This window comes from Brevibacillus sp. FW306-2-1A-C05A, assembly GCF_058781555.1.
This window is the reverse complement of record NZ_JBYSWV010000042.1, coordinates 1-24,225: the sequence shown is the minus strand read 5'-3', so window position 1 is coordinate 24,225 and position 24,225 is coordinate 1. Positions and strand designations below refer to the sequence as shown.

Genomic DNA, 24,225 nt, shown 5'->3' with positions numbered 1-24,225 from the left:
ACCAGTCATGGCAAATGAGTTTAATCCCGAAAATATCTTGGCTCACTTCCCTCCTACGATCAGCCAGGGCATTGTTGATTTCGCAAGAGATACCGTCTTCCTTGGGAGTCGGTATCTCTTCACCCGGAGGGTGCTGAACCTCCAATACGCGTATTGCACACATTGCCGAGAAGAGTATATCTGCGGGGCGGGATCAGTCTACTATCGTCACAATGAGGAGCGGATCTGCCACAAGTGCGAATCGAGGTGCATCGTAAAGGCGAGTGGCAGGGGAAGAAAACGCCTGGTCGATGATGCCTACATGGTTTACTACGAAAAATCCGTTGTTGATCCGAAGGCGATCGTCGCTTACGGATTACATGTAGTGAGAGATTATAGCGGCGACTATCGAAAAGTCGAAACGCAATACAGATCCGTCGCCTGGTACCTTTTCCAGCCGGGAAAAAGCACCATGATTTTTCGAGATTGGAGAGGGAAATGGCAACAAAGAAAGTCGGTTCGTTCGGAGTGCCGTACCAGTATGAAAAATAAAAGCTGGTACCTCTCCGAGAAAAGTGTTACTGCCGCAGTTCAGGGGACGCCATTTCAATACAGCACTTGGGAACGTTTTCGGTACCAGACACCTGATCTCGTCGAATTTTTCGATCTTGCGGCCAAATATCCATGTGTTGAGTATCTTTCAAAAATGGGACTGCGCAATTTGATCGAAGCAAAGCTGATCGGCCGTCAAACACACGGTAGCATCAACTGGCGCGGGAAAACGCTGGAGAAAGTATTGCGGTTGTCCAAGCCAGAGATCAAGGACTTGCGATCTTTGGCAGCTGAGGTAGAGGTGGAGCCGCTGACGCTCCATAGCTATCACTTCTTTCGCAGGAAAGGTCTGCCGGTAACGTTTGAGCAGGCATATCAATTGCAAGGGCTGTCAGAGGGCTACTACTGGAAAGAGGTCGAGAAGCTGTCAGATTACGCCTCGCCCAGTGCAATTGCCCAGTATGTACTGAAGCAACTGCGTAAAGAAGAAGTCCGGAAGCATTACCGCAGCGCGGCATCCGTGTTAACCGCCTGGCGGGATTATCTCAAGGACTGCGCGGAGCTGGGGATGGATACGAGACAAGAACACATTCTGTTCCCGAACAACATCTACTCGGCTCACCAGAAGACAATTGAGAAGGTAAAAATTAAACGGGACAACACGCTGAACGAGCTGATTCGGAAGCGGCTCGCTGATCTGCAAAAATACGCATTTGAACATAATGGCCTGTTCATTCGACCAGCGCTGGACAGCGTCGAATTGTTCCGGGAAGGCAAAACATTGAATCATTGCGTGGGGAATTACGCCAAATCATACGCGGAAGGGAAAACAGACCTGTTCGTCATCCGCAAAGTGGACGAGCCTGACGTCCCGTTCTACACCATGGAGATCATCGACGGTAAGATCATCCAGACTCGTGGTAAGAGTAATTGTCCGCCTACGGATGAAGTCGAGGCATTCGTCCAGGCGTTCACCAAGGCCAGATTGACGAAGAAGAAACGGGCGGGTAAAAGGAAGATCAACGTGGCGCTGCCAGCGTAAGAGAGGTGAGACGAGATGGGCCGAAAAGTGGCAAATGAATCGATCATCGGAGCGGAAGGTCTTTTGAACCGTAGCCACCTGAAAGGCAGCCCACCTAGCGAGGTGGTGACCTATTTCCTAAGCGAGGAGGAGCGGCTGCAACTGATTGAGAAGTATGGGCCGATCCTCGGGAAGCGGCATCGAAAGATGGCCAGCTCCCCGTCCGTTGAGCCGCAGATCACGAAAGAGCAGTATCTGGCTTATCGGGATCAAGGGATGGGTGACAAGGAGATATTGGACCTCCAGCTCCCGGGACTACACCGGGCCAGGCTGCTTAGGCTGAAAGTACGCTGGGGCCTGAAAGACTAACACATCGGTAATTTTGGAAAGGGGAGGGGTGGGGATGTCACCGATGGATCAATTACTCGCGATCGCGGCCCGGTTACCTCGCGAAGTTTTGGACGACATCTACCGTCGCATTGGGGATTGGCTTGCGAGTGGCGGAAGTGACGATGATCCGTATATTGAGCAACAATTGCGCTTTGCGAAACAATTCTTGGAAGCTTGAATGGAGATTGTCAATTGCTATTTGAAAGGGTGAACCTCCCATGCACGACATCGAACTTGATATATCATTCGGCAAGCATCGTGCGGACACGAACTGGAAGCCGGAATACCTGACGTGGGTAGAGTTCGTTGACCGGCTGCGGAAGGTGCGCCGAACAGCTGAAACGATGGCCCAGTACGACAAGATGGATGTAAACGGCAAAGGCAAAGCGAAGGATGGCCCGGCGTTCGTCGGCGGGCTCATCCGGGGCGGCCGCCGGAAGAAGGAGAACGTCGACACGCGCAGCCTTATCACGTTGGACGCTGACTTCGCGGATGACGACTTCCTTTTCGCCGTGGAGCTGGTGTTGGGTGGACGAGCCTATGTCGTCTACTCGACCCATAGCCACCGTCCGCATAAGCAAAAGTACCGCCTGATCGCACCAGTCGACCGAACGATGAGTCCAGACGAGTACGCGGCTATCAGCCGGAAGATTGCCGAGCAGATTGGCATGCACTATTTCGATAAGACGACCTTTCAGGTCCATCGCTTGATGTATTTCCCCAGCTGCTCCAAAGACGCGGTGCCTGTATTTGAGGAGTCTGAAGGGGAGCCGATCAGCGCGGATGATGTCTTGGCCGAGTATGAGGACTGGCAGGATGTTATGGCCTGGCCCCGTCATCCAGAGGAGAAAAAGGCACGCCGGGTATCCGCCTCGAAGGCGCAGGACCCACGAGAGAAACAGGGCGTCATTGGCCTATTCTGCCGGGCGTTTACGATCGAGGAGGGGATCGAGACGTTCCTGTCCGACATCTACGTCCCTGGCTCCATGCCGAACCGGTACACCTACGTCCACGGCTCGTCGGCAAACGGTCTGGAGGTCTATCCGGATCAGGAGCTGGTGTACTCGCACCAAGACAGCGATCCAATCGCAGACGGCCGGACATACAATCTGTTTGACCTGGTCCGCGTACATAAATTCGGCCATCTGGATGACCGAGTCAAGGAGCACACGCCTGACGCCAAAAAGCCAAGTCATCTTGCCATGGAGCGGTGGGCGGCGGATAGACCGGAGGTAAAAAAGCTCGCGCTGGCGGAGCGCCAAGTTGGCTTCGCCGAGATGGCAGCAGCGTTTGACGACGATTCGGCGGCGGAGGAGGACGAGCCCGCCGCCGATCCTGTCGACGAGGACTGGCAGACCAAACTGGAGCTGCACCACAAGACCGGCATGCCGCTGCCGACAGCGGGGAACGTGGAGCTGATCTTGACGCACGATGTCTGGCGCGGCGTGCTGGCCTACGACGCTTTTGGAAATTCGGAGGTCATTCGGAAGCCGCTGCCATGGCGGGGACTCGAGCGGCCAGGCCGGGACTATGAGCCGTGGCTTGGGGCGGACGACAAACGCCTGCAGCACTGGTTCTCAAAGGTGTACGGCATCAGCTCGGCCAAGCTGATCCAGAACGCTTTTACGGAAGTGGTTCACAAGAACACGTTCCATCCGATCAAGGCCTATCTGGAGAGCGCTACGTGGGACGGAGTGCCTCGCGCGGAGAGGATCTTCTCCGTCTACCTGGGGGCGCCGGACACGCACTACGTCCGGCAGGTGACGCGGAAGATGCTGCTGGCGGCGGTCACCCGGCTGTATCGGCCTGGCTGCAAGTTCGACCAGATGCTGGTCCTGGTTGGCCCTCAGGGGGCCGGCAAGAGCAGCCTGCTGGCGAAGCTGGGCCGGGAGTGGTTCTCGGACAGCCTGCGGACGTTTGAGAATAAAGAGGCCGGAGAGCATCTGCAGAGCGGATGGATTTTCGAGATCGGCGAGCTGTCGGCCATGAAGAAGAGCGAGGTCGAAGAGGTCAAGGCGTTTTTATCGAAGACGGAAGATAGATACCGGGTGGCCTATGACCGGCAGGTATCGGAATTCCCGCGTAAGTGCGTATTTTTCGGGACGACGAACACGCGTGACTTTTTGAGAGACGCAACGGGAAACCGCCGCTTTTGGCCTGTAGAAGTTGATCCGGATCGGGCGGAGCTGAGCCACTGGACACACTTGACCGAGGATGAGGTGAGCCAAATCTGGGCGGAGGTTTTGTGCTGGTTCAAGGCGGGGGAAACCTTGGAGCTGGATCAGGAAGCCCGCCTGGAAGCGGAGCGGCAGCAGGCGGCACACATGGAGAGCGACCCGCGGGAGGGTCTTATCCAGGAATGGCTGGAAACACCAATTGAGGATGAGTGGGCGGACGGCCCGTCTGACCAGTTGCGGCAACGCGTCTGCGCGGCCCAGATCTGGACAGAATGTCTCGGGAACAAAAAAGGCTCTATGCGGCCATGGGAGGCCAAGGAGATCTTGGACATTCTGCGTCGCATACCCGGCTGGGGAGAACGAAAAAAAAGAGCGCGAGTATCGGGATATGGTTTGCAAACCGTCTTTGAGCGGGTCTTATAGCCGTATCAGTGGGGCGGTCAGTACAGCACTCACCACTGATACGACTGATACATTTCCTGTAACAGTCGTATCAGTGGTGTAACAGTAAAATGGACCGATGCTGATACACAGAAAACATAGCGTCATCAATGGTTTTCGGGCTGTTGTATCAGATGTATCAGTAATTTTAATAATAAAAGAAAAATAGAAATTAACCCTATATCAACTATAGTTAAACGCCAAAAATTTCGCATATACGCGTGCGCGTGATACTTCTGAACACGAGGCAAAGGAGGTTTTTGCATTGAAAGAATCCGCACTGGAACGACGCCTGGTTCGGGAGGTCAAAGCGATCGGCGGCTTGGCCCTAAAATGGACAAGCCCCGGTAATCGCGGAGTGCCTGACCGGATTGTTATCCTACCTAACGGCCAGACGATCTACGTCGAGATGAAAGCCCCCGGGAAACCGCTACAGCCTTTGCAAGAGAAGTGGGCGCGGACATTACGAGGGATGGGCCATCAAGTGTACAAAATCGATTCCGACGAAGCGATAGACCGGTTTATTCAGGAGGTGATGCCAAAATGAAGTTCATCCCACACAAATATCAGGAGTACGCCGTTCAGCGGATTCTGGACACGCCCTTCATAGCGCTGTTGTTGGAGATGGGCTTGGGTTAGCAAAACTGTAAGCACCCTGACCGCGATTGACCTGCTGCTGAACGATTATTTCGATGCTGGCCGCGTGCTGGTGATCGCGCCGTTGCGAGTAGCAGACGACACATGGGCCCGCGAGATCGAGAAGTGGGACCACCTGCGGCATCTACGTATCAGCAAAGTCCTGGGCAGCGTAGCGGAGCGACGGCGGGCGCTGAAAGCCGACGCGGACATCTACATCATCAACCGGGAAAACGTGGAATGGTTGGTGAGCGAGTACGGCAGCAAATGGCCCTTTGACACCGTGGTGATCGATGAGCTGTCCAGCTTCAAGAACCACCAGTCCAAACGGTTCCGGGCACTCCGCCGTGTCCGCCCGATGATGAAACGGGTGATCGGGTTGACCGGCACACCAGCACCAAACAGCTTAATGGACTTGTGGGCACCGATCTATCTGTTGGATCAAGGCGAGCGTTTGGGCAAGACGATCACTGGCTTCCGCGATCGGTACTTTACGCCAGGCGAACGTAGCGGCCATGTTGTGTACAAATGGCGCCAGAAAAAGGAGTCAGAGGCGCGGATTTACGAGGCGATCAGTGACATCGCCGTCAGCATGAAGGCCGAGGATTGGCTGGAGTTGCCGGAGCGGATTGACCGGGTGATCCCGGTTAAACTCTCGCGCCAGGCAAGGGAGCTGTACAACAAACTGGAGAGGGAGCTTCTGCTTCCATTCGCTGACGCGGATGTTGTGGCAAACACTGCAGCTGTCTTGAGCAACAAGCTACTGCAAATGGCGTCTGGCGCGGTGTATGACGAGGAACGCGGCGTGAAGGAGATCCACGAGGCCAAGCTGGACGCACTGGAGGACATCATCGAGGCGGCGAGCGGCAAGCCCGTCATGGTGTTCTACAACTTCAAGCACAGCCTGGAGCGGCTCCAGCGGCGTTTCCCGCAAGCGCGCATCCTGAGGAAGGGTAAGGACGGCAATGAGGACATCCGGGCCTGGAACAACGACGAGACCCCCCTGCTACTGCTTCACCCGAAGAGCGCGGGCCACGGGCTGAACCTCCAGGAGTCGAGCTGCCAGACCGTTGTCTGGTACGACCAGATTTGGAGCTTGGAAGAGGATCAACAGGCGAACGCCCGGGTTCACCGACAAGGGCAGACGCGGCGGATTGTGGTCATGCGGCTGGTGGCAGAAGGCACGATGGACGAAGAAGCCGTCATGGCACTGGAGCGGAAAGCGGCTGGTCAAGAAGCTTTGATGCAAGCAGTGAAAGCAAGAATCGAGAGAGTAAAGGGAGGAGCCGCGACATGACAATAACCAAAATCAGAAAAGGCACATTCCAGCATGTGGAGTCGGAACTGTACGCCTATCATGAAACGCGAAAAGAGATCATACGGCTGGAGAATGAAATCTTACATGGCAGCAAAGGGGATGACGAAAACTTGGGCGGCGGACGAGGCAATCTGCCGGGTGATCCGACAGCTACACGAGGTACACTGTTGGCTACGTATCGGATGTTGGACCGAATGCGTGAAGTTGTAAATGCGATTGATGACGTGTACGGACGGCTACCCGCAGATCGAAAGAAGCTCATCGAACTGAAATACTGGCGTAAGCCACAAACTCTAACCTGGGACGGCATAGCCCTTGAAATCGGGGTCAGCCGCCGCCATGCAATGCGCTGGCGAGATGGAATCGTGTATGCCATAGCTGAGCGGTTGGGGTGGGTGTAACAAGATGTCACTTTTGGCACTTCAAAATGTGGTAATCTAATAACGTGGAAGATCATACCAAGTAGGACAAGCCATCCGGTGTTCGGGTGGCTTTTGTTGTGACCATTCCTAAGCTGTTGACAGAAAGGAGGAGCAGCAATGGCCCAAGCGTTTTATAAAACAGCCCGTTGGAAACACAGACGGGAAAAGGTACTTCGCCGTGATGATTACCTCTGCCAAGAGTGCAAACGGTATGGCAAAACAACATCGGCTACAACAGTCCACCACATTAATCCACTTGAACAATACCCGGAGCTTGCTTTAGTGAGCGCCAACCTGGTAAGCCTGTGTAATCCTTGCCACGACATCATGCACGACCGGACATCAGGTGATTTGACGAGAGCCGGAGAATGGTGGAGGGAGAGGGTATCCCCCCTCTTGCAGCAAGGCGTTCAGAAGCCTCTAGGGACCGGCGAGGGCCCCCTTTTCCAATAGTGCGGGTCTGGGAAATTTTTTTCGGGGAGGTGACGAGGATGGCGAAACTGACGAAAGCGTCGGTAAAACGAACGACCATTCGTGATATGAAAAGTTTGGGCACGTACAAAAAAGAGTACGACCGGATCATCGAGATCTACGCTGAACTGGTAGAGCAATACGCGATTTTGTATGAACGGTTTGCTTCCGGGGGTTATCAGTACGAAGTTCCAACGGCGGATGGCGGAGCGAAGAAAGCGCCGATCGTCGCCGCGCTCGAATCACTCCGGAAAGACATACTGGCGTACACTGACCGCTTGTGCTTGAACCCGAAAACAATCGACGGAATTACTGTCGAGTCCAAAAAACAATCTGCGCTGGCCGCAGCGCTGAGCGCTCTTGAGTGACGCGAAAAACCTTGACGTTGTTTTGGAGTACGCCAAGAGCATAGTCGAGGGCAGAAAGATCGCCGGAAAAGAGATTGTCCAGGCTTGCCGGCGGTTCCTAAAAGACCTGGAAAACCCGGAATACGAGCTCCGGACAAAAGATCCGGAATTTGTCATTGGGATCATCGAACGAACCTTTGTCCACGACAAGGGGGAAGCGCTTGATGGCACACCATTGCGAGGTAAGTCTTTCAAGCTTGAGCCTTGGCAGAAATTCATCATCTACAACCTGCTCGGTTTTTGGAAAGCAGGGACCAACGAACGCCGCTACAAAGAGGCGTTTATATTTATCCCCCGAAAAAATGGAAAAACACGCTTTGTCGCCGCGCTGGCTTGGGCGTTGGCACTGCTCAGTCGCAAATCCGGCGCGACCATCTACATCACGGCGCACGCCTTGAAGCAATCCAAGCAGGCGTTTGAATTCATCCTGTTCAACCTGAAGCGTATGGGTGAGGAAGAGAACTTCCGTATTCTGAATAACAATCAGGAACATTCGATTTCCGGAGACTTGGGCGATGGATCCATTTACATCGAGGCACTTGCCGCCAACCCAGATCGCCAGGACTCGCTGAACTGCAACATCGCCATTGCCGACGAACTGCACGCCTACACCCGCCCGAAGCAATACAACATCATTAAAGAGGCCATGAAGGCGTACACGAACAAGTTGATGATCGGGATCACAACGGCCGGCGATGACATGAGCAGCTTCTGTTATCAGCGGCTACAGTATTGCAAAAAGATCCTGGACGGCACGGCGCGGGATGAGGCGTATTTTGTTTTCATTGCCAAGGCTGATGAAAACGAGCGCGGGCACGTCGAGTATACGGACCCGGTGCAGCATGAGAAGGCGAACCCGAACTATGGTGTTACAATCCGACCTGAGGACATCCTGAACGATGCCCTCCAGGCGCAGAATGATCCGCAGCAGCGCAAAGACTTTCTCGCGAAATCGCTCAACATCTACACGGCCGCGATGCACGCATACTTCGACGTTCATGAGTTTCGAGCGAGTGACCGCCCTTACAAGTGGACGCTTGAAGAACTGGCGCGGCTGCCGATCCGTTGGTATGGCGGAGCCGACTTGGCAAAATTACACGACCTTTCGGCGGCGGCGTTGTACGGTGAATACCAGGACATCGCGATCATTATCACGCATGCCTGGTTTCCGATCGTCGCGGCGACGACCAAGGCGGAGGAGGATGGCATTCCACTGTTCGGCTGGATGGATGACGGCTGGTTAACGATGACCAACACGCCTGTAACCAACCATGCTGAGATTGTGAACTGGTTCGTGGAGATGCGTCGTCTTGGCTTTAAGATTAAGCAGATCGGTTTTGACCGCAAGTTCAGCGCCGAGTTTTTCCGCGATGCGAAAAAAGCAGGATTCAAATTGATTGATGAGCCGCAATACTTCTGGCGTAAGTCTCAGGGGTTCCGACGGATCGAGCAAAAGGCAAAGCTTGGGAAGCTGTACTACCTACATTCGGATGCATATGAATATTGCGTTCAGAACGTTCGGGCGATCGAGAAAACCGACGACATGATCCAGTACGAGAAGGTCGATGAAAACAAGCGTATCGACCTTTTTGATTCTTCTGTTTTCGCATGCGTCAGGTTCATCGAAGATACGGACAAAGGCAAAGTGGAAAGCGCATGGCTAAAAGGCGGTGATAGTGTTTGAGCAAAAAGCAGCGACAAAAAGCAAGGCAACCGACCGCGCATCGGAGCGTATCAGGGGGCGAAAACACACTGCTCGGGTACTGGTTCAAAGGTGATGACCTAACGCTACCGACAGGTTACATTCGCTTGAGTGAAAACCCGGAAGTAAGGATGGCTGTTGACCGGATCGCAGACATGGTGAGCAATATGACAATCCATCTGATGCGTAATGTTGAGGGTGGCCATGAACGCGTGCAGAATGAGCTTTCGCGGAAAGTGGACATCGAGCCATATTCTCTGATGACCCGAAAATCGTGGCTATATTACATCGTCCACACGATTCTGCTAGAGGGCGATGGCAATGCCGTTGTGTTCCCGGAGTTTCGCGCCGGGCTGATCGAAGAGCTCATACCGGTACCGGCGCACATGGTGACGTTCTCGCCGCCGATCCAGAATGGCGTCGGCCTAGCTACCGGATATCAAGTCATGATTCAGGGGCGCATATACAACCACGATGAGGTGCTGCACTTCAAAATCAATCCAGACCCACAACAGCCATGGATTGGTAGGGGATATCGCCTAATCCTCAAGGATGTGGTAGCCAATTTGGCGCAGGCGGCAAAAACAAAAAACGCATTTATGGGGGACAAATGGCGTCCATCCGTAATCGTCATGGTAGATGCCGACTCTTCGCAGTTTGCAAGTGAAGAAGAGCGTGACAAACTGATCGAGCGTTACATCGGCAGCGGTCAAAGCGGCAAGCCGTGGATTCTCCCGGAGGGGATGATTCGGATAGACACAGTGAAACCTCTCACACTGGAAGACATTGCGATTCACGAGTCAGTTCAAATCGACAAACGAACAGTAGCGGCTATATTAGGCGTACCGCCATTTTTTGTTGGCGTCGGTGAGTTCAAAAAGGACGAGGTCAATAACTTCATCCGCACTCGCATTGCTTCCATAGCAACCGTCATCAGTCAGGAACTCACCAGCAAATTGCTGTATTCGCCGGACCTGTATTTCCGCTTGTCCGCACGTAGTTTGTACGCCTATGACCTCAACGAGCTTGCAAAGATCGGCATGGAGATGTTTGTTCGTGGTCTGATGGACGGCAATGAGGTACGCGATTGGGTCGGACTGTCTCCGCGTGACGGCTTGGACGAGCTAGTCATCCTCGAAAACTACATCCCACGCGGCATGATTGGTGACCAAAAGAAACTTGAAAAAGCAGGTGATGACGGATGAGTAGGGAGACAAGGCAGACCCGTAGCCTGAAAACCGAGCTCAAGACTCGTGCCGAAGGTGAAGGCGGCGACCTGATAATCGAGGGGCACTTTGCAGTGTTCAGCAGGGAAACTGAGCTCTGGCCAGGGGCATTCGAGGAAATCGCGCCCGGTGCTTTTGACAACACGTTCAGCAATGACATCCGGGCACTTATTAACCACGAGACGCGCCTGGTGCTTGGTCGCAACAAGTCAGGCACGTTGGAGCTACGCGCTGACAATTACGGCCTTTGGGGCCGCATCAAGATTAACCCGAACGACACCGATGCTATGAATCTCTATGAGCGCGTAAAGCGCGGGGACGTGGATCAATGCTCGTTCGGGTTTAATATTGTTCGCGAAGACACCGAGTGGCGTGAGGACGGTACCGTGAAATGGACGATCCGCGAAGTCGATCTGCATGAGGTGTCTGTCGTAACTTTTCCGGCCTATGAGGATACCGGAGTCGCTGCTAGACAGAAACAAGTAAAGGAGCACCGTGATCGCTTGCTGCAAACGAAGCGGCAGAAAATCATTGAAAGGGTGAAGAAAATTGCTGAGACAACTGTTGCTGGGAAAAAAGATTGAACAGCGCAAGAATTCCCTTGCGGAACTGTTGGTCGAAGAAGAAAATATCCAGACGCGGAGCGCAGAGCTGGAGGCTGCAGCCGCAGAAGCCAGTACGGATGAGGAAATCGCCGCAGTAGAGGAAGAGGTCACGAAGCTGGAAGCTCAAAAGGGAGAACTTGAAGAGAAGAAATCCAAGCTCCAGGGCGAGATCGAGGCTTTGGAGGGAGAGCTGGAGCAGCTGAATGCGAAGGAGCCAGGCGGCGAACAACGGTCGGCGGCAGACAATCAACAAAAAAGAGGAGTTGAAAGCATGAACAGATTGCAAGTACGTGAACTGCTCAAAACCGGCGAATACTTCCGCCGCAGTGAAGTTGTCGAATTCTACGAGAAGTTCCGTTCTCTCCGGGCTGTCTCGGGCGGTGAACTGACGATCCCTGACGTTGTCATCAATCGCATCATGGACATCCTGGGCGACTTTACAACGCTTTATCCACTCGTCGAAAAAATCCCGGTTAAAGGTACGGCGCGTATCCTGATTGATACGGACACGACTCCGGCAACGTGGATCGAGCAAAGCGCTGCACTTCCTGCTGGTGACGTTGGAACGATCACCAATATCGACTTTGACGGGTTTAAAGTCGGCAAAGTGACGTTTGTGGACAACTACCTGCTGCAGGATTCGATCATCAATCTTGACGCCTATGTCACCAGGAAAATTGCCCGAGCGATTGCCAAAGCGCTCGATCAGGCTATCTTGAAGGGAACAGGGGCAGCCAACAAGCAACCGACCGGTATTATCCCGTCGATTCCAGCAGGGAACCGGGCTAGCATTGAGGCAGACGCCAACTTGCTGAAAAATCTCGTCAAACAAATTGGATTGATCGACACTGGCGATGACAGTGTGGGTGAAATTGTTGCGGTAATGCGCCGTCAGACGTACTACAATCGCCTGGCTGAGTTCAGCATCCAGGTTGATGCCAGCGGCAACGTCGTCGGCAAACTGCCTAACCTGCGTCAGCCGGATCTGGTCGGCCTCCGCGTCGTGTTCAGTCAGTTTATGGACGCTGACCAAGTGCTTTTCGGGGACTTCTCGCAATACACCCTGGTAGAGCGCGAAAATATCACCATCGACCGTAGTGAGCATGTGAAGTTCACAGAAGACCAAATGGCTTTCCGTGGAAAAGGACGCTTTGACGGCAAACCAACGAAGCCAGCGGCGTTTGCGGTGGTCACGATCACCGATCCCGCTCCGGAGGTGTAATCCATGACGAAAGTGTTGAAGGACTTCCGCTGTAAGGTTACGAAGCAGCTTTTCCGAACTGGTGACAAATACGATGGCGAGCGCACGGAAGAGCTTCAAGCGCTTGGATACGTTTCAGAAGAGCCAACAGACGGTGAAGGCGAGAAGAAGTCAGAACGGAAGTCCGCCAAAAAGAATGACGGCAGGTGATGCTTATGGACGAACAGCAAATTCTCGCTCTGGTGAAGGCGCGGCTGGGGATTACGGTGGCAGTCAGGGATACGTACCTGGCCGCTATCGTTTCTGGTGTGGTGCGCGAACTGCAACAAGAGAAGGGCGTTAATCTGGACCCGGATGACGCCAACCATCTTATGTTTTGTGTCGACTTGGCAACCTGGCGGTATCAGTCGCGCGACAGCGACGGTTCGATGCCGCGCCACTTGCAGTATCGGCTCCATAACCTGATGATCCATTCGGGTGGTGGTCGGCCATGACATACGATCATGAGCTGGTGCTGATTGGACAGAAGTTTGAATCGGACGAGATCGGTAACCAAATACCGGTTGAGACTCGTACTTCGATCCTCTGCTGCTTGAAGTCGGTCGGACGCACCGAATTTTATAACGCCGCTGTGGCTGGTTTGCGACCCACGGCGGTATTTGTTATCCACGCTTACGAGTACAGTGATGAACAACAGGTCGAGTTTAATGGCTTACGATACCGCGTGCTGCGCACGTATGCGACCGACACAGAAGAGGTAGAGCTGACTTGTGAGAGGAGGACTGGCGATGGCTAATGTGGCTGACCTATCGGCCGAGATCGCGAGGCAACTTAGCTTGTATTCGGCAGCACTAGACGACGAGATTGAGATCGCAACGGATGAGGTTACGAAAGAGGCAGTGAAAGAACTCCAGCAGACAAGCCCGAAACTCACAGGCGACTATGCCAAGGGTTGGATCCGGCGAAAAGGCGACAAGGGGATTGTTGTGTACAACAAAACGGATTACCGTCTCACCCATTTGCTGGAGCATGGCCACGCGAAGGCAGGCGGCGGCAGAGTGGCAGCCCGGCCGCATATCCGACAGGTTGAAGAAAAAGCGGTTCGCGAGTTTGTTAGGCGTATAGAAGGGGCTGCCCAGCCATGACACTCGCCGAGCTGAAGAACACCCTTGAAAAGACAGGTTTTCCAGTCACCTATTCTCATTTTACGTCAAAGGTGAAGCCACCTTTTATCTGCTTTGTCGTGGCATACTCGACCAACTTTATGGCCGACAACGAGGTTTATCAGGAGATCGAGAACGTACAGATTGAGCTTTATACAATCAAGAAAGACCCGGCTGCCGAACGCAAGGTCAAAGAGATCCTGCAGAGCAATGGCCTGCCTTACGAGACAACAGAAATTTTTATCGACTCTGAAAAGCTATTCCAAAAAATATTTGAGGTGAGCATGTAATGGCGACAGTAGAGTCCAACAAAATCAAGTACGGCCTGCGAAACGTGCACTATGCAGTGGTCACGGAAGGCGCAGATGGAACATACACGTATGCCACACCGAAGCGTCTGCCAGGTGCAGTCAATCTCTCGCTGTCCCCGGTAGGTGAGAAAGTGGAGTTTTACGCGGATGACATCGCGTATCACGTAGAAGAAACGAATAACGGGTATGACGGCGAACTGGAGGTTGCGAACCTCACGGACGAGTTCAGGATCGATGTACTCGGCGAGCAGCTTGTTGACGGCGTGCTTTTCGAGAGCGCCGACCAGAAAGGCAAGAAATTCGCGCTGTTGTTTGAGTTCGATGGCGACAAAAAAGCAAAGCGCCACGTTCTCTACAACTGCACGGCGGCACGGCCGACAGTCGCGGGCTCCACGCGGACGAACACGAAAGAGCCGAAAACTTCCCAGTTGACGTTTTCCGCTCGTCCACGTCCGGCGGACATGCTTATCAAGGCAGACACGGCCGGATTGGAGCAAGCAAAATACGAGGCGTGGTACACGGCAGTGTACGAAAAGGCCGTGGAGCAAGGAGGGTAATGTATGGAAAAAACACTGACGATCGACGGCAAACAGGTACGGTTCAAGTCGACTGGCGGGACTCCACTGCGGTACAAAGCGCAGTTTGGCAAAGACTTTTTTGCCGAGATCCTGCAGCTAAACGCGCTGGGCAATCTAGACATGGAGAATGCCGCTACTTTGCAAGCGATAGATTTTGAGGTGTTTTACAATATCGCTTGGACGCTTGCGAAAACAGCGGATCAATCTATCCCCGACCCGCTCACCTGGTTGGATCAATTCGGCGAGTTCCCAATCATGGAAATCATTCCGGAATTGCAAGATATGATTCTGGCCACATTACAAACGAAAAAAAAGTAGATGAGCAAGGAACGCCAAGTGGTGATGTCATTACCACAGAGGCGTTCCTTGTTTTGTGCTATCGAGCCGGATTATCTCGACCCGACTTGGACGAAATGACGATTGGCATGTGTCTGGACTACCTCGATGAGTATATCGAGTTACAGAAGCCCCCAGGTGAGCGAGTACGAGAAGCCAGTCAAGCCGACTTTGACGCGTTTTGAAGGGAGGGAGAAAGAGTATGGCGGGAAATATCAAGGGAATCACGATAGAAATCGGCGGAAACACAGTCGGGCTGCAAAACGCGCTGGCTGACGTAAATAAAAAAAGCACGTCGTTGCAAAAAGAGCTGCGCGAGGTTGAACGCCTACTCAAATTCAATCCAGGCAACGCGGAAGCCTTGGCCCAAAAGCAGAAGCTGCTGGCGGAGCAAGTGGAAAACACGACGGAAAAGCTGGGCCGTTTGAAAGACGCTCAGGAGCAAGTCGAGGAACAGTTTAAGCAAGGCACGATTAGTGAGGAACAATATCGGGCCTTTCGCCGCGAGATCGAGTTTACGCAGGGATCGCTGGATGCTATGACGAACAAGCTTGCAGGCTTGCAAGCGGAACAAGAACAGGTATCTCGATCAACCAAGCAGCTCGAAGCCCTCTTCTCCGCGACTGGCAAGAGTGTGGACGATTTTGCGGGGGCGCTTGGTGATAAGCTGACGAATGCGATTAAAAGCGGAACCGCGTCGTCCAAGCAGCTTGAAGAAGCGATTGATAAAATCGGGCAGGAAGCCCTTGGCGCAAATGTGGACCTGGACAAGCTCAAGCAAGCGCTGTCGAACATTGATAAAGGCGGCTCGCTGGACAAGGTAAAGAAAGACCTGGACGAATTGGCCAAGGAAGCGAAAAAAGCTGAACAGTCTATATCAGACCTGGGCGCGGGCCTGGAGAACATAGCAGGGGCATTAGTAGCTGGTGGAGGATTAGCCGGGGCCATGGAAATCGCGCTGGATCGCTCACAGCTCAACACAAAGATTGACGTGTCCTTTAACGTCCCGGAAGAATCCAAAGCGTCGATTAAAGATGCCGTAAACCAGATACAAGCCTATGGGGTGGATGCAGAAGCGGCTCTCGAAGGCACGCGCAGGCAGTGGGCGCTGAATAAAGAGGCAAGTGACCAGGCAAACGCCGAGATTGTAAAAGGCGCAGCCGCGATCACCCAAGCCTATTCTGGTATTGATTTCACGGAGCTTGTGCAGGAAACAAACGAAGTGGCTGCAGGCTTGAAAATCAGCAACCAAGATGCGCTAGCGCTCATCAACAGCTTACTAAAAGCGGGCTTCCCGCCTGAGCAGTTGGACACAATCGCCGAATACGGTATGCAGATGAAAAATGCGGGTTTCTCGGCAAAAGAGATTCAGGCAATTTTTGAAAAAGGCATCGAAGTAAAAAGCTGGAATGTGGACAACCTCAATGACGGTATCAAGGAAGCGCGAATCCGCATGGCGGAGTTTGGTCAGGAGGTTCCCAAAGCTCTTGCTGACTTGCTACAGGGAACAAACGTCTCCGTACAGCAAATGCAGAAGTGGGGGCAAGCGGTTGCACAAGGTGGCGAAGCTGGAGCAAAAGCCATGGGTGAGATGGCGAACTGGCTTACCGGTATCCAGGACAAGACGCTACAAAACGCGATTGCCACCCAGGTTTTCGGGACAATGTGGGAGGATCAGGGAACCAACTTAACATCTATCCTCTCGGGTCTATCGGACGCGACAGATAAAACCAAGCAAAACCAAGAGCAGCTTAACGATACGATTTCAAAGATCGACGCCTCTCCAACAGTCCAGATGCAAAAGGCAATGGCGGATTTGAAAACGGCAGTTGAGCCGTTACTCGGCGTGATTGCCTCTGTCGTGTCATCGATCGCGACCTGGGTGTCGGCCAATCCTGGATTGGCCGCGACGATCACCGCAATCGTGACCGTGCTCGGTATCTTGGTTGGTGCGGCTATGGCCCTTGCCCCAATCTTTACGGCTGTGACCGGAGTGATGGCTACAGCGGGAGTAGGCTTTGCCGCTGTAGCCGCACCGATCGGAATAGCAATTGCAGCCATTACAGCGATCGTCGCCATTGCCGCTTTGGTAATAAGCAACTGGGAGCCAATCAAGGAGTTTTTTGCAGGTCTATGGGACGGGATTGTATCGGTCTTTCAGGCAGCAGGTACAGCAATCGCTACTTTTTTGAGAGAAAACTGGCAGACGATTCTCGCCGTCATCGCAGGCCCGGTCGGTTTACTTGTCAAGTTAATTATAGATAACTGGGACGCTATCAAAAATATAGTAACAAGTGTTGGCAATACGATAAAATCTACCGTTTCGAGCACTTGGGACGCAATAAAAAACACCACAGCCTCGCTGTGGAATGGGATTAAAGGGACGATCAGCAGTATTTGGGACTCGATCAAAAATACGATTTCCACCGTTGTTGGGTCGATCAAAGGCAGCATTTCAGGTGCATGGGAAGCGATCAAAAGCGTTACTCAATCGGTCTGGGATGGCGTCAGAAACGCAATTGTCTCGCCTATTGAGAGCGCGAAACAGACACTGTTTGGGATTATCGACACGATCAAAAATGCTTTTGCTAAACTCATCATCAGCATTCCAAAACCCAAACTTCCGCATATCGACGTTGACTGGAAAGAATTTGGTGTTGGCGACGCCAAAATCAGCATCCCAACTTTTGACATCAATTGGTACAAAACAGGCGGTATTTTTACCGGACCCAGCGTGATCGGCGTCGGCGAAGCAGGCAAAGAGGCGGTTGTACCATTAAGCGGTGAACATATGCGGCCATTTGCCGAAGCGATCGCGAAGCAGATGCCCGGCTATGGCGGCATCACGATACAGCAGATGATCGTACGCGACGACCAAGACATCCAAAAAATTTCACGCGAGCTGTACAGCTTAATGACAAGATCGCGGACGGCAAGGGGGCAGCGGTAATGTACGGGTTTACGTTTGATGGCACACACTCATCAGCATTCCGCGCATTCGCGGCAAACGTCAAAAAGCCGCTGCTTGCCCAGCAGCGCGATTACTATGAGTATATTCCCGGTCGGGACAACACCCTGGTGTTTACACAGGGGTTTGAGGATAAAAAGATCACGCTGCAGCTCGTCGTTAGGCACGACCGGCAGGACAAGATTGACGCACTGCGGCGTGTCGCAAGTTGGCTGTACCGCAAAGACAAAAAGCGACTCATTTTTGACGATGCGCCGGACGTGTTTTATCTGGCCAAAATATCCGATGTGGTCGAAGTCGATAGCAAGATGCACCACAGCGTTTTGTCCATCACGTTTACCGCTGAGCCGCTCCTGCAGGCGGTGGAGCTTGAGAGCGTTACAACAAACAACAACGAGCCTATTGTGGTCAATAACAAAGGCACGTATGACGCTTTGCCCGTCTTCCGTGTCACTGTCATTAGCAAGATGACTGAGCTCAAACTGACGCAGTCCGGTAATGTACTGACGTTCAAAGGCGACGTTGCCGCTGGCGCAACGCTGGTGATCGACACCGAAAACGTGGAGGTTTACACACAAGCGGGAGGCGTAAAAACGGACAAATCTGCATACACAGAGGGCGTATTTCCAACGCTATTCGCTGGGACGAACCAGATCGACGTCGCGATGCAGGGAGCGGGGACGATCCGGACGGAATGGAGGCGACGATACTTGTAGGAAGGGGACGGTATGGTGCGGAATATTGGAGACTATATCAGGCTGTACGGGCTTGACGGTAGCTCGAAGGGCTTTTTAAAAGAGGCATACAATATCGAGATCGACAGGGTACTGCATGATGTGGACATCCTGACGTTTTCCGTCCCTGCCCTGGTATCGTTGCAGACAGAGCAAGAGGTGATGTATCGCAACAAACGATACATTGTGACGAAAGTCGAGAGCGTGCGGCAAGCGGACGGGAAGGCGACACTGGTTGAATGCTCGTCGGCCTTTATCGAGCTAAACAATAAAACGGTTAAAAAGCTGGAGTTTCAAAACTTGGCCACACAGGCAGGACTGGAACGGATACTCAACGGCACGGGCTGGACAGTCGGAACGGTCGAGACAAACGACGGGCTGCTTCACGCGATGAGCGAAGAGAACCAGACAGCTTTGTGGCTCGTCCGGGAGTTTGCCCGAGTGACTGGCTATGAGGTCGAATTTGACACAATCAACCGGCGCGTCAGCTATGTAACAGCGGTTGGCAGCGACACGGACTTTACTTTTAGATACCGCAAAAACATCAAAGCGATCAAACGGACAGTTACGCTGCCAGTGGCCACCGTTATTTATCCCCAAGGGCGTGGCGGACTGACAATCGCGAGCGTCAACGCTGGCCGGGAATACCTTGAAGATTATAGCTGGTACACCGAGCAAGGCATTACCATCGACGAGGCGCGGAGAAAGTTTCGCAAGGAGTATGTGTGGAAAGACGAACGCTTTATCTATGCCGGGACGTTGATGCGTGCCGGGCAGGAAGAACTGCGAAAGTTGTCACGCCCGCAGATCGCTTACGAAACAAAAGTTGCAGACCTCAACGCTGGTAAGTTGGACATCGGCGACTATGCCACTGTGATCGACGAGGAGCTGGGCATCAAGCTAAAAGTGCGCGTTGTAAAACTCAAGCAGTACCCTGGCCACGAATGGGACAACGAGATCGAGCTGAACTATCTGATTCCAGGCTTATCTGACAGCTCACAAGACAGCGGAAGTACGTCTGTTTCCGGCGGAGAGCAGATGGTACTGGTAAAAAACCAAACCGCCGCCACGCTCAACTCGTCGTATCAAAACCTCCTGCAGCTCTCCCTGACCGCATACGTCAGCACAAACCTGCAAGCGGGGTTGTTGCTGATCGGACAAGCGTCAACAAGTACGGTGCTGCGGGCATACTTGACATTTAACGGCGCGCGCATCGGGCCGGAGATAAAACAGGCAGTTAATGGGTTTGCCACAATCGGGGTACCGCTGCTTTTGGCGCAAATACCCGAGGGTTCGGGCTTTCTGAATCTTTACGTCAAGGTGGATGCAGGTACGTTTACAATCGCCATCGACGAGGCTTCGCTGTTTATCAAAGGCGAAAACCTGTTTGGAGGCATGTCCGCAACGTTGCCGAAAGCAGACATCGTCGAGGAAGTGGCGTTTACACCAATGGGAGTACCTGAGTATAAGTTCACTGAGTTAAAAGTACCAATTCCAACCAGCTACTCTGAGAATGTATCGTTTGTCAGCCTCATTGTAACTGAGACACTCAAGATCGATTTTAAGTCATGAGGTGATATACATGGAGGATATATTACTGCTTCCAGATTTTGAGGCGCCCAAAGGTCTGATTAAGATAGAGTTTTTTGATGCCCTGACACAGAAGAAGATCGAAGAGTTGAATACGCGCAACTTTATTGCGAAAGGTGTCCGTGAGTATGTTTTTAAAGCGAAAATGCGCGACGTGTTTACTGCTGATAGGGTTACGACAGGAGGTTATGTATCAAGCGCGTTCAGGGATCATTTCGAGACTTTGACTTTGACTACAGCCGATCATCCAGAAAGCCCGAATACAGAATGGGTCAGAAAAGGTAAGGTAATTGGTTACGCCTATACTACTGGCACTTACTCGGGTTCTGATGTACTGCGTGGTTCATACAACGCTGCCGAAAGCTTCACAACTCCAGAGCAGGTGCACATTGTTTGCGATTTTCCGACACATGCCGCTAACGGAACTTTCTCCAGTATCTATTTTCACCCATTCGGAGCAAGTGTTCAAAAAACATCATACTTTTATCGACCATTTTTAAAAGATGTAAAAAGTGTTAAGAAGCATAACAACAGATACTATGTCTTAAAATCACCGTCTACATTAGAAATCTATAGTAGCAACTGGAGCTTACTACAATCTTATGATCTGAACGACTATAATATCTACGACTTCGAGATAGTACAGGATACTATTTATTACACTCGTGTTTTGAATACAAAGGCCATCCAAAAAGCGAACTTAGAGAATCCACTTCAAATGGAACTTGTTTTGGAAAAACTTCCGGGCAGTAGGCGAGTAGCGGGCATCGCTTATTTGCCGGATAAGCAGCAATTTGCTGTGAGTAGTAGCAGTTCAGGCATCTCCAGCCCAATCACGCTTAGCTATTTTAATCGAAATTTTGAAGTACTAAAAGATGTAGAGCTTGGTTTCGGGTACGGATACAATTATGGCGCGTTATTCTACGAAGACGGTGTGCTTTTTTGTAATACTCAAGCGATAGATGAAAATCTTTATAATTCAAATATATCATACAATGGGGTGGACTCTGGCAATACCATACTAGGCGTTTTAGACGATTCGTTTGTAGTAGTTGGAGGTTACCGATTCCCTAAAACTTGCATTGGGTCGCGCGCGCTGCTTGAGTCTCCTGTTACCAAGACGTCTAATGTAACGATGAAAATTACGTATGACTTTATGCTGCCGCCGTTATTTGTTTGAATCAGCTCCGTTCCAAACGGGGCTATTTTTATTGCTGAATGTGCGAGGGGGAGGCAGAAGAAACGTGGACGAAATCAAAGAGTTGCAGAAGGGGATTACCGAGATTTTGGTCGCCATCGGTAAGATCGAGACGGAGATCAAGCAGCTCACCAACATGGCGGGTAAGTGGGATGAAACTGACAAGAGAGCAACCGAAGCTTTGCAAAGCACGAAGGCAGCACATAAGCGGCTGGATGAGCTGAGCGAACAGTTGGATGAACTAGAAAAGAAGTTTGACGAAGATAAGCGGCAAAACAAAGATGACAAGAAGTGGATTGTCGGCACGCTGCTTGGTGCAGCTGCGCTCATCTGGAACTTGATTAAAGGCGGTGTTGCGAAATGAATCAAACTGAATTGTTGGCATTGGCACAACAGTATATGGCAGACAAGGCGCTTATCGTGGTCGTCGTTCTGCTTGTGCTGGGTTACTTTCTCAAGCGGACGCCGCGTGTACAGGACTGGAGCATTCCGTGGCTGCTCACGTTGATGGGCATTGTGCTGGCATGCGGCATCTTGCAGGCGGTCACGGTCGAGAGCGTGGTGCAAGGCATCTTGGCTGCGGGCGTGGCGAGCCTGACCCATCAGCTATGGAAGCAGACGACTGAGAGAAAGGGAGGGTGAATAGGCATGACTCAGCAAGAGTTTATCGCAAAGATTGCCCCTGCTGCCGTGGTCGACATGAAGAAAACACGCGTGCCAGCCTCGTTGACCATCGCTCAGGCCATCTTGGAGAGCAACTGGGGAAAAAGCGGACTAACGCAGCGAGCAAACAACCTGTTTGGCATAAAGGGCACAGGGCCAGCCGGTAGCGTCTCCATGCCGACAACAGAGTACGTAAAGGGTAAACCCATCAAAGTAAACGCCAATTTTCGCAAATACAATAGTTGGGCCGAGTCCATCGCGGACCACTCGGCTCTGATCCTCAAAGGCACAAAGGACAAGCCTACGCGCTATCATGGCGTGCTGGGCGCAGACTACAAGACAGCCTGCCACGCAATCTGGAAAGGCGGGTACGCGACCGATCCGGCGTATCCGCAAAAGCTGATCGGACTGATCGAGCGGTATGGTCTTGCCAAGTACGATGTGGATAAGACTGACAACTCTGTGGATAAAGAAGTACCAGCTTTGAAGCTGGAGGACTGGGAGCGCGATGCAGGTTTGAAGTCGATCGACAATTTGGCTGCAAAAGGACTACTGAATAACCCTGATGGCTGGAAGCAGCGGCTGACGGACGATCCGGCAGGCGTACTGAACGAGCTGCCTTGGCTGGTATTTGCACTGGTGGATCGTGCGACAAACAAGGTGTCACAATCATAGCGAGGCCCTCCTTCGGAGCGATCCGGGGAGGGTCCTTTTTTTATTTGAACAGTTTTTTAAACAAGGCAAAAATATCAAACGTAGTGCGCTGATAGACCTTGTTGTAAGCATATTTTTTCGGATCGCGGAGCCATCCCCAGCCGCGGGGCATTTTCAGGCCAGCGCGGTGAACGATCTGACGTTTTAAACTCGCCCTGGCTGCAATTTTCTTTTTGAGACTTGGTTTCCTGATCCCAAATTTCACTGACGGTCACCTTCCCTTTTTCCATAGTGTACCATCTAAAAACTATGGAAAGAATTAGTATTTGCATACCGCAAATTTGTGAATATAAAATAAGAACAAATGTTCTTGAGTGGTGATGGTCGTGGATCCAAAAGAACGAATGCATAACTGGTTCATCCTACATAAGACTGTGGATTTTCTGAAAAAGGATCTGGATTGTTCGAAAGACGCGCCATTAAGGCTTCCATTTGCACTAACGGAAAGTATTCGTCTTATCGGCAGCACTGCGTATGCGGCGGAGAGAGCGTCTGCCAAAGAATTGAAGATTACTGGCATCAGGCTCTTAAAGGAGTTTTACGATCAGAGGGAGTACTTTGTTGTTTGGTCATATCGTGGTGAGACGCACCTACTTCGTCTTCATGAAAATGCTGTTCGTATCCAGGTACAAAAAAGAGTACAGGAGTTCATTGAGAAGATTTTCAGTCGCAGAGAGAAAATGTCTCTCGATTGAGTGGATTTTTAATTGAAGTTTTGTGATAATCCTTGCTATATGTAAGATTATGGATTATCGTGGGAGTGAAATGTATAAAATAGGGGGATTTTACCAGTGAGAAAAACAGCATTTCTTGTATTGTCGTTAGGTATCCTATTAAGTGGTTGTGGCACTTCAGTAGAAAGTAATGCTCCATCAGCAACTCAAGCGGCTACTTCCTCGTCCGATCTGAAAGCTATGTCGGCAGAAGAAGTAAGCAGATTTAAGGAGTATGTTCCGAACTTAAAGGGTGGGCCATTTATTACTGAGGCAGAAATTGTAAACCAAAGTGAGGCAGTAATTACATACGCAGATTACGCTACCTTAAAAAAAGTAAAGCCGGAAACGAAACTAAAAGAAGCAGATGTGAAGGACTACTGGGCATCTGGAGACGCCATCAATAAAGTATTGATGGAAGAACCGATCCGGCTATTAAGGGAGTTCCCTGATCTTCAAAAAGTGAAAATGGAGTTGAACCACGGGAAGAAGTATTCCATCGAGGTTGATCGAACAACTGTAGAGACTTATTTCAATGTGAATCTAGCCGAAATCCACGAAGATAAATCAAATGACAAGTGGCGCAATGAGATCGTAAATAAGTATTTTACGAAAGAGGAACGGGAAAAGTACATAGAGAAATTCGTTAAAACACCGTAATGCACTGGTCGAAGGGGGAGCCGCGATAGCTTCTGACGTGGATGGGGGG

Annotated in this window: 29 protein-coding genes and 1 pseudogene; 29 read left to right on the top strand and 1 reads right to left on the bottom strand. The window is 51.8% G+C overall.

Translation table 11 applies throughout. The features are described from left to right. Positions 1–7 precede the first annotated feature (7 nt). The 27 genes and pseudogenes from AC3WJN_RS20345 to AC3WJN_RS20215 all read left to right on the top strand — a co-directional run bounded on the left by AC3WJN_RS20345 (position 8) and on the right by AC3WJN_RS20215 (position 22,764). Complete coding sequence (locus tag AC3WJN_RS20345; RefSeq protein WP_007781855.1) at positions 8–1,573, top strand: PcfJ domain-containing protein; 1,566 nt, start codon at positions 8–10, stop codon at positions 1,571–1,573. 15 nt (positions 1,574–1,588) lie between these two features. Next, positions 1,589–1,921 carry an RNA-binding protein gene (locus AC3WJN_RS20340; protein ID WP_007781858.1) on the top strand — a complete coding sequence of 111 codons (333 nt, stop codon included), beginning with the start codon at positions 1,589–1,591 and terminating at the stop codon, positions 1,919–1,921. 34 nt (positions 1,922–1,955) lie between these two features. Further along, positions 1,956–2,120, top strand: a complete 165-nt coding sequence (locus AC3WJN_RS20335; RefSeq protein WP_007781861.1) for a DUF6877 family protein — start codon at positions 1,956–1,958, stop codon at positions 2,118–2,120. 40 nt (positions 2,121–2,160) lie between these two features. Next, the gene (locus AC3WJN_RS20330; protein WP_007781865.1) at positions 2,161–4,542 is read left to right on the top strand and encodes a virulence-associated E family protein; all 2,382 of its coding nucleotides are present in this window, start codon (positions 2,161–2,163) and stop codon (positions 4,540–4,542) included. A gap of 283 nt (positions 4,543–4,825) precedes the next feature. Next, complete coding sequence (locus AC3WJN_RS20325) at positions 4,826–5,107, top strand: VRR-NUC domain-containing protein (protein ID WP_007781869.1); 282 nt, start codon at positions 4,826–4,828, stop codon at positions 5,105–5,107. Beyond that, a pseudogene (locus AC3WJN_RS20320) lies at positions 5,104–6,493 on the top strand (SNF2-related protein). Before AC3WJN_RS20325 ends, AC3WJN_RS20320 begins: the two are co-directional and overlap by 4 nt. After that, complete coding sequence (locus AC3WJN_RS20315; protein WP_007781878.1) at positions 6,490–6,915, top strand: DUF722 domain-containing protein; 426 nt, start codon at positions 6,490–6,492, stop codon at positions 6,913–6,915. Before AC3WJN_RS20320 ends, AC3WJN_RS20315 begins: the two are co-directional and overlap by 4 nt. A 138-nt stretch (positions 6,916–7,053) precedes the next feature. Next, on the top strand, positions 7,054–7,389 hold the full coding sequence (locus tag AC3WJN_RS20310; protein WP_007781881.1) for an HNH endonuclease: 336 nt from the start codon (positions 7,054–7,056) through the stop codon (positions 7,387–7,389). Between the two features lie 38 nt (positions 7,390–7,427). Continuing rightward, a complete protein-coding gene (locus AC3WJN_RS20305; RefSeq protein WP_007781885.1) occupies positions 7,428–7,775 on the top strand; it encodes a P27 family phage terminase small subunit in 348 nt (115 codons plus the stop codon). After that, positions 7,768–9,498, top strand: a complete 1,731-nt coding sequence (locus tag AC3WJN_RS20300) for a terminase large subunit (RefSeq protein WP_007781889.1) — start codon at positions 7,768–7,770, stop codon at positions 9,496–9,498. Before AC3WJN_RS20305 ends, AC3WJN_RS20300 begins: the two co-directional genes overlap by 8 nt. Further along, the gene (locus tag AC3WJN_RS20295) at positions 9,495–10,721 is read left to right on the top strand and encodes a phage portal protein (protein WP_007781892.1); all 1,227 of its coding nucleotides are present in this window, start codon (positions 9,495–9,497) and stop codon (positions 10,719–10,721) included. Before AC3WJN_RS20300 ends, AC3WJN_RS20295 begins: the two co-directional genes overlap by 4 nt. Further along, complete coding sequence (locus tag AC3WJN_RS20290; protein WP_007781897.1) at positions 10,718–11,326, top strand: HK97 family phage prohead protease; 609 nt, start codon at positions 10,718–10,720, stop codon at positions 11,324–11,326. Before AC3WJN_RS20295 ends, AC3WJN_RS20290 begins: the two co-directional genes overlap by 4 nt. Further along, a complete protein-coding gene (locus AC3WJN_RS20285) occupies positions 11,292–12,569 on the top strand; it encodes a phage major capsid protein (RefSeq protein WP_007781900.1) in 1,278 nt (425 codons plus the stop codon). Before AC3WJN_RS20290 ends, AC3WJN_RS20285 begins: the two co-directional genes overlap by 35 nt. Positions 12,570–12,572: 3 nt before the next feature. Then, entirely contained in the window at positions 12,573–12,758 is a 186-nt protein-coding gene (locus AC3WJN_RS20280) for a hypothetical protein (protein WP_007781903.1), read from the top strand. Positions 12,759–12,763: 5 nt separating this feature from the next. Further along, entirely contained in the window at positions 12,764–13,042 is a 279-nt protein-coding gene (locus tag AC3WJN_RS20275; protein WP_035317147.1) for a hypothetical protein, read from the top strand. Beyond that, positions 13,039–13,344 (top strand): phage head closure protein, encoded by a 306-nt coding sequence (locus AC3WJN_RS20270; RefSeq protein WP_007781910.1) that lies wholly within the window; start codon positions 13,039–13,041, stop codon positions 13,342–13,344. The genes AC3WJN_RS20275 and AC3WJN_RS20270 overlap by 4 nt, the downstream gene beginning before the upstream one ends. Further along, positions 13,337–13,693: an HK97 gp10 family phage protein gene (locus AC3WJN_RS20265; RefSeq protein ID WP_007781912.1), complete on the top strand. Its 357-nt coding sequence runs from the start codon at positions 13,337–13,339 to the stop codon at positions 13,691–13,693. Before AC3WJN_RS20270 ends, AC3WJN_RS20265 begins: the two co-directional genes overlap by 8 nt. Beyond that, entirely contained in the window at positions 13,690–14,001 is a 312-nt protein-coding gene (locus AC3WJN_RS20260; protein ID WP_007781915.1) for a hypothetical protein, read from the top strand. The genes AC3WJN_RS20265 and AC3WJN_RS20260 overlap by 4 nt, the downstream gene beginning before the upstream one ends. Next, a complete protein-coding gene (locus tag AC3WJN_RS20255) occupies positions 14,001–14,579 on the top strand; it encodes a major tail protein (RefSeq protein ID WP_007781918.1) in 579 nt (192 codons plus the stop codon). Before AC3WJN_RS20260 ends, AC3WJN_RS20255 begins: the two co-directional genes overlap by 1 nt. Positions 14,580–14,582: 3 nt before the next feature. Next, positions 14,583–14,918, top strand: coding sequence for a hypothetical protein (locus AC3WJN_RS20250; RefSeq protein ID WP_007781920.1), 336 nt, complete (start codon positions 14,583–14,585; stop codon positions 14,916–14,918). A 220-nt stretch (positions 14,919–15,138) separates the two neighbouring features. Next, a complete protein-coding gene (locus tag AC3WJN_RS20245; RefSeq protein ID WP_007781925.1) occupies positions 15,139–17,886 on the top strand; it encodes a phage tail tape measure protein in 2,748 nt (915 codons plus the stop codon). Continuing rightward, complete coding sequence (locus tag AC3WJN_RS20240; protein ID WP_007781928.1) at positions 17,886–18,620, top strand: distal tail protein Dit; 735 nt, start codon at positions 17,886–17,888, stop codon at positions 18,618–18,620. The genes AC3WJN_RS20245 and AC3WJN_RS20240 overlap by 1 nt, the downstream gene beginning before the upstream one ends. Positions 18,621–18,632: 12 nt before the next feature. Continuing rightward, the gene (locus AC3WJN_RS20235) at positions 18,633–20,210 is read left to right on the top strand and encodes a phage tail protein (protein WP_007781932.1); all 1,578 of its coding nucleotides are present in this window, start codon (positions 18,633–18,635) and stop codon (positions 20,208–20,210) included. A gap of 10 nt (positions 20,211–20,220) precedes the next feature. After that, positions 20,221–21,408, top strand: coding sequence for a hypothetical protein (locus tag AC3WJN_RS20230; RefSeq protein ID WP_007781934.1), 1,188 nt, complete (start codon positions 20,221–20,223; stop codon positions 21,406–21,408). 64 nt (positions 21,409–21,472) lie between these two features. Continuing rightward, positions 21,473–21,790, top strand: coding sequence for a hypothetical protein (locus AC3WJN_RS20225; RefSeq protein WP_007781937.1), 318 nt, complete (start codon positions 21,473–21,475; stop codon positions 21,788–21,790). After that, the gene (locus AC3WJN_RS20220; RefSeq protein ID WP_007781939.1) at positions 21,787–22,068 is read left to right on the top strand and encodes a phage holin family protein; all 282 of its coding nucleotides are present in this window, start codon (positions 21,787–21,789) and stop codon (positions 22,066–22,068) included. The genes AC3WJN_RS20225 and AC3WJN_RS20220 overlap by 4 nt, the downstream gene beginning before the upstream one ends. A 6-nt stretch (positions 22,069–22,074) precedes the next feature. Beyond that, a complete protein-coding gene (locus AC3WJN_RS20215; RefSeq protein ID WP_007781944.1) occupies positions 22,075–22,764 on the top strand; it encodes a glycoside hydrolase family 73 protein in 690 nt (229 codons plus the stop codon). Between the two features lie 40 nt (positions 22,765–22,804). Here AC3WJN_RS20215 and AC3WJN_RS20210 read toward each other — a convergent pair whose 3' ends face one another. After that, complete coding sequence (locus AC3WJN_RS20210; protein WP_007781947.1) at positions 22,805–23,008, bottom strand: hypothetical protein; 204 nt, start codon at positions 23,006–23,008, stop codon at positions 22,805–22,807. A 121-nt stretch (positions 23,009–23,129) separates the two neighbouring features. On the opposite strand from AC3WJN_RS20210, the gene AC3WJN_RS20205 reads away from it, so the two are divergent. Both AC3WJN_RS20205 and AC3WJN_RS20200 read left to right on the top strand, forming a co-directional pair. Continuing rightward, the gene (locus AC3WJN_RS20205; RefSeq protein ID WP_035317126.1) at positions 23,130–23,498 is read left to right on the top strand and encodes a YhjD family protein; all 369 of its coding nucleotides are present in this window, start codon (positions 23,130–23,132) and stop codon (positions 23,496–23,498) included. Positions 23,499–23,594: 96 nt separating this feature from the next. Then, positions 23,595–24,176, top strand: a complete 582-nt coding sequence (locus AC3WJN_RS20200; protein ID WP_007781952.1) for a hypothetical protein — start codon at positions 23,595–23,597, stop codon at positions 24,174–24,176. The last annotated feature ends 49 nt before the right edge of the window (positions 24,177–24,225 follow it).

Coding starts and splice junctions, on each gene's coding strand:
- AC3WJN_RS20345 (WP_007781855.1), top strand. CDS start 8: ATGGCAAATGAGTTTAATCCCGAAAATATCTTGGCTCACTTCCCTCCT.
- AC3WJN_RS20240 (WP_007781928.1), top strand. CDS start 17,886: ATGTACGGGTTTACGTTTGATGGCACACACTCATCAGCATTCCGCGCA.
- AC3WJN_RS20305 (WP_007781885.1), top strand. CDS start 7,428: ATGGCGAAACTGACGAAAGCGTCGGTAAAACGAACGACCATTCGTGAT.
- AC3WJN_RS20250 (WP_007781920.1), top strand. CDS start 14,583: ATGGAAAAAACACTGACGATCGACGGCAAACAGGTACGGTTCAAGTCG.
- AC3WJN_RS20280 (WP_007781903.1), top strand. CDS start 12,573: ATGACGAAAGTGTTGAAGGACTTCCGCTGTAAGGTTACGAAGCAGCTT.
- AC3WJN_RS20245 (WP_007781925.1), top strand. CDS start 15,139: ATGGCGGGAAATATCAAGGGAATCACGATAGAAATCGGCGGAAACACA.
- AC3WJN_RS20265 (WP_007781912.1), top strand. CDS start 13,337: ATGGCTAATGTGGCTGACCTATCGGCCGAGATCGCGAGGCAACTTAGC.
- AC3WJN_RS20330 (WP_007781865.1), top strand. CDS start 2,161: ATGCACGACATCGAACTTGATATATCATTCGGCAAGCATCGTGCGGAC.
- AC3WJN_RS20275 (WP_035317147.1), top strand. CDS start 12,764: ATGGACGAACAGCAAATTCTCGCTCTGGTGAAGGCGCGGCTGGGGATT.
- AC3WJN_RS20315 (WP_007781878.1), top strand. CDS start 6,490: ATGACAATAACCAAAATCAGAAAAGGCACATTCCAGCATGTGGAGTCG.
- AC3WJN_RS20235 (WP_007781932.1), top strand. CDS start 18,633: ATGGTGCGGAATATTGGAGACTATATCAGGCTGTACGGGCTTGACGGT.
- AC3WJN_RS20270 (WP_007781910.1), top strand. CDS start 13,039: ATGACATACGATCATGAGCTGGTGCTGATTGGACAGAAGTTTGAATCG.
- AC3WJN_RS20335 (WP_007781861.1), top strand. CDS start 1,956: ATGTCACCGATGGATCAATTACTCGCGATCGCGGCCCGGTTACCTCGC.
- AC3WJN_RS20220 (WP_007781939.1), top strand. CDS start 21,787: ATGAATCAAACTGAATTGTTGGCATTGGCACAACAGTATATGGCAGAC.
- AC3WJN_RS20340 (WP_007781858.1), top strand. CDS start 1,589: ATGGGCCGAAAAGTGGCAAATGAATCGATCATCGGAGCGGAAGGTCTT.
- AC3WJN_RS20215 (WP_007781944.1), top strand. CDS start 22,075: ATGACTCAGCAAGAGTTTATCGCAAAGATTGCCCCTGCTGCCGTGGTC.
- AC3WJN_RS20255 (WP_007781918.1), top strand. CDS start 14,001: ATGGCGACAGTAGAGTCCAACAAAATCAAGTACGGCCTGCGAAACGTG.
- AC3WJN_RS20310 (WP_007781881.1), top strand. CDS start 7,054: ATGGCCCAAGCGTTTTATAAAACAGCCCGTTGGAAACACAGACGGGAA.
- AC3WJN_RS20230 (WP_007781934.1), top strand. CDS start 20,221: ATGGAGGATATATTACTGCTTCCAGATTTTGAGGCGCCCAAAGGTCTG.
- AC3WJN_RS20290 (WP_007781897.1), top strand. CDS start 10,718: ATGAGTAGGGAGACAAGGCAGACCCGTAGCCTGAAAACCGAGCTCAAG.
- AC3WJN_RS20260 (WP_007781915.1), top strand. CDS start 13,690: ATGACACTCGCCGAGCTGAAGAACACCCTTGAAAAGACAGGTTTTCCA.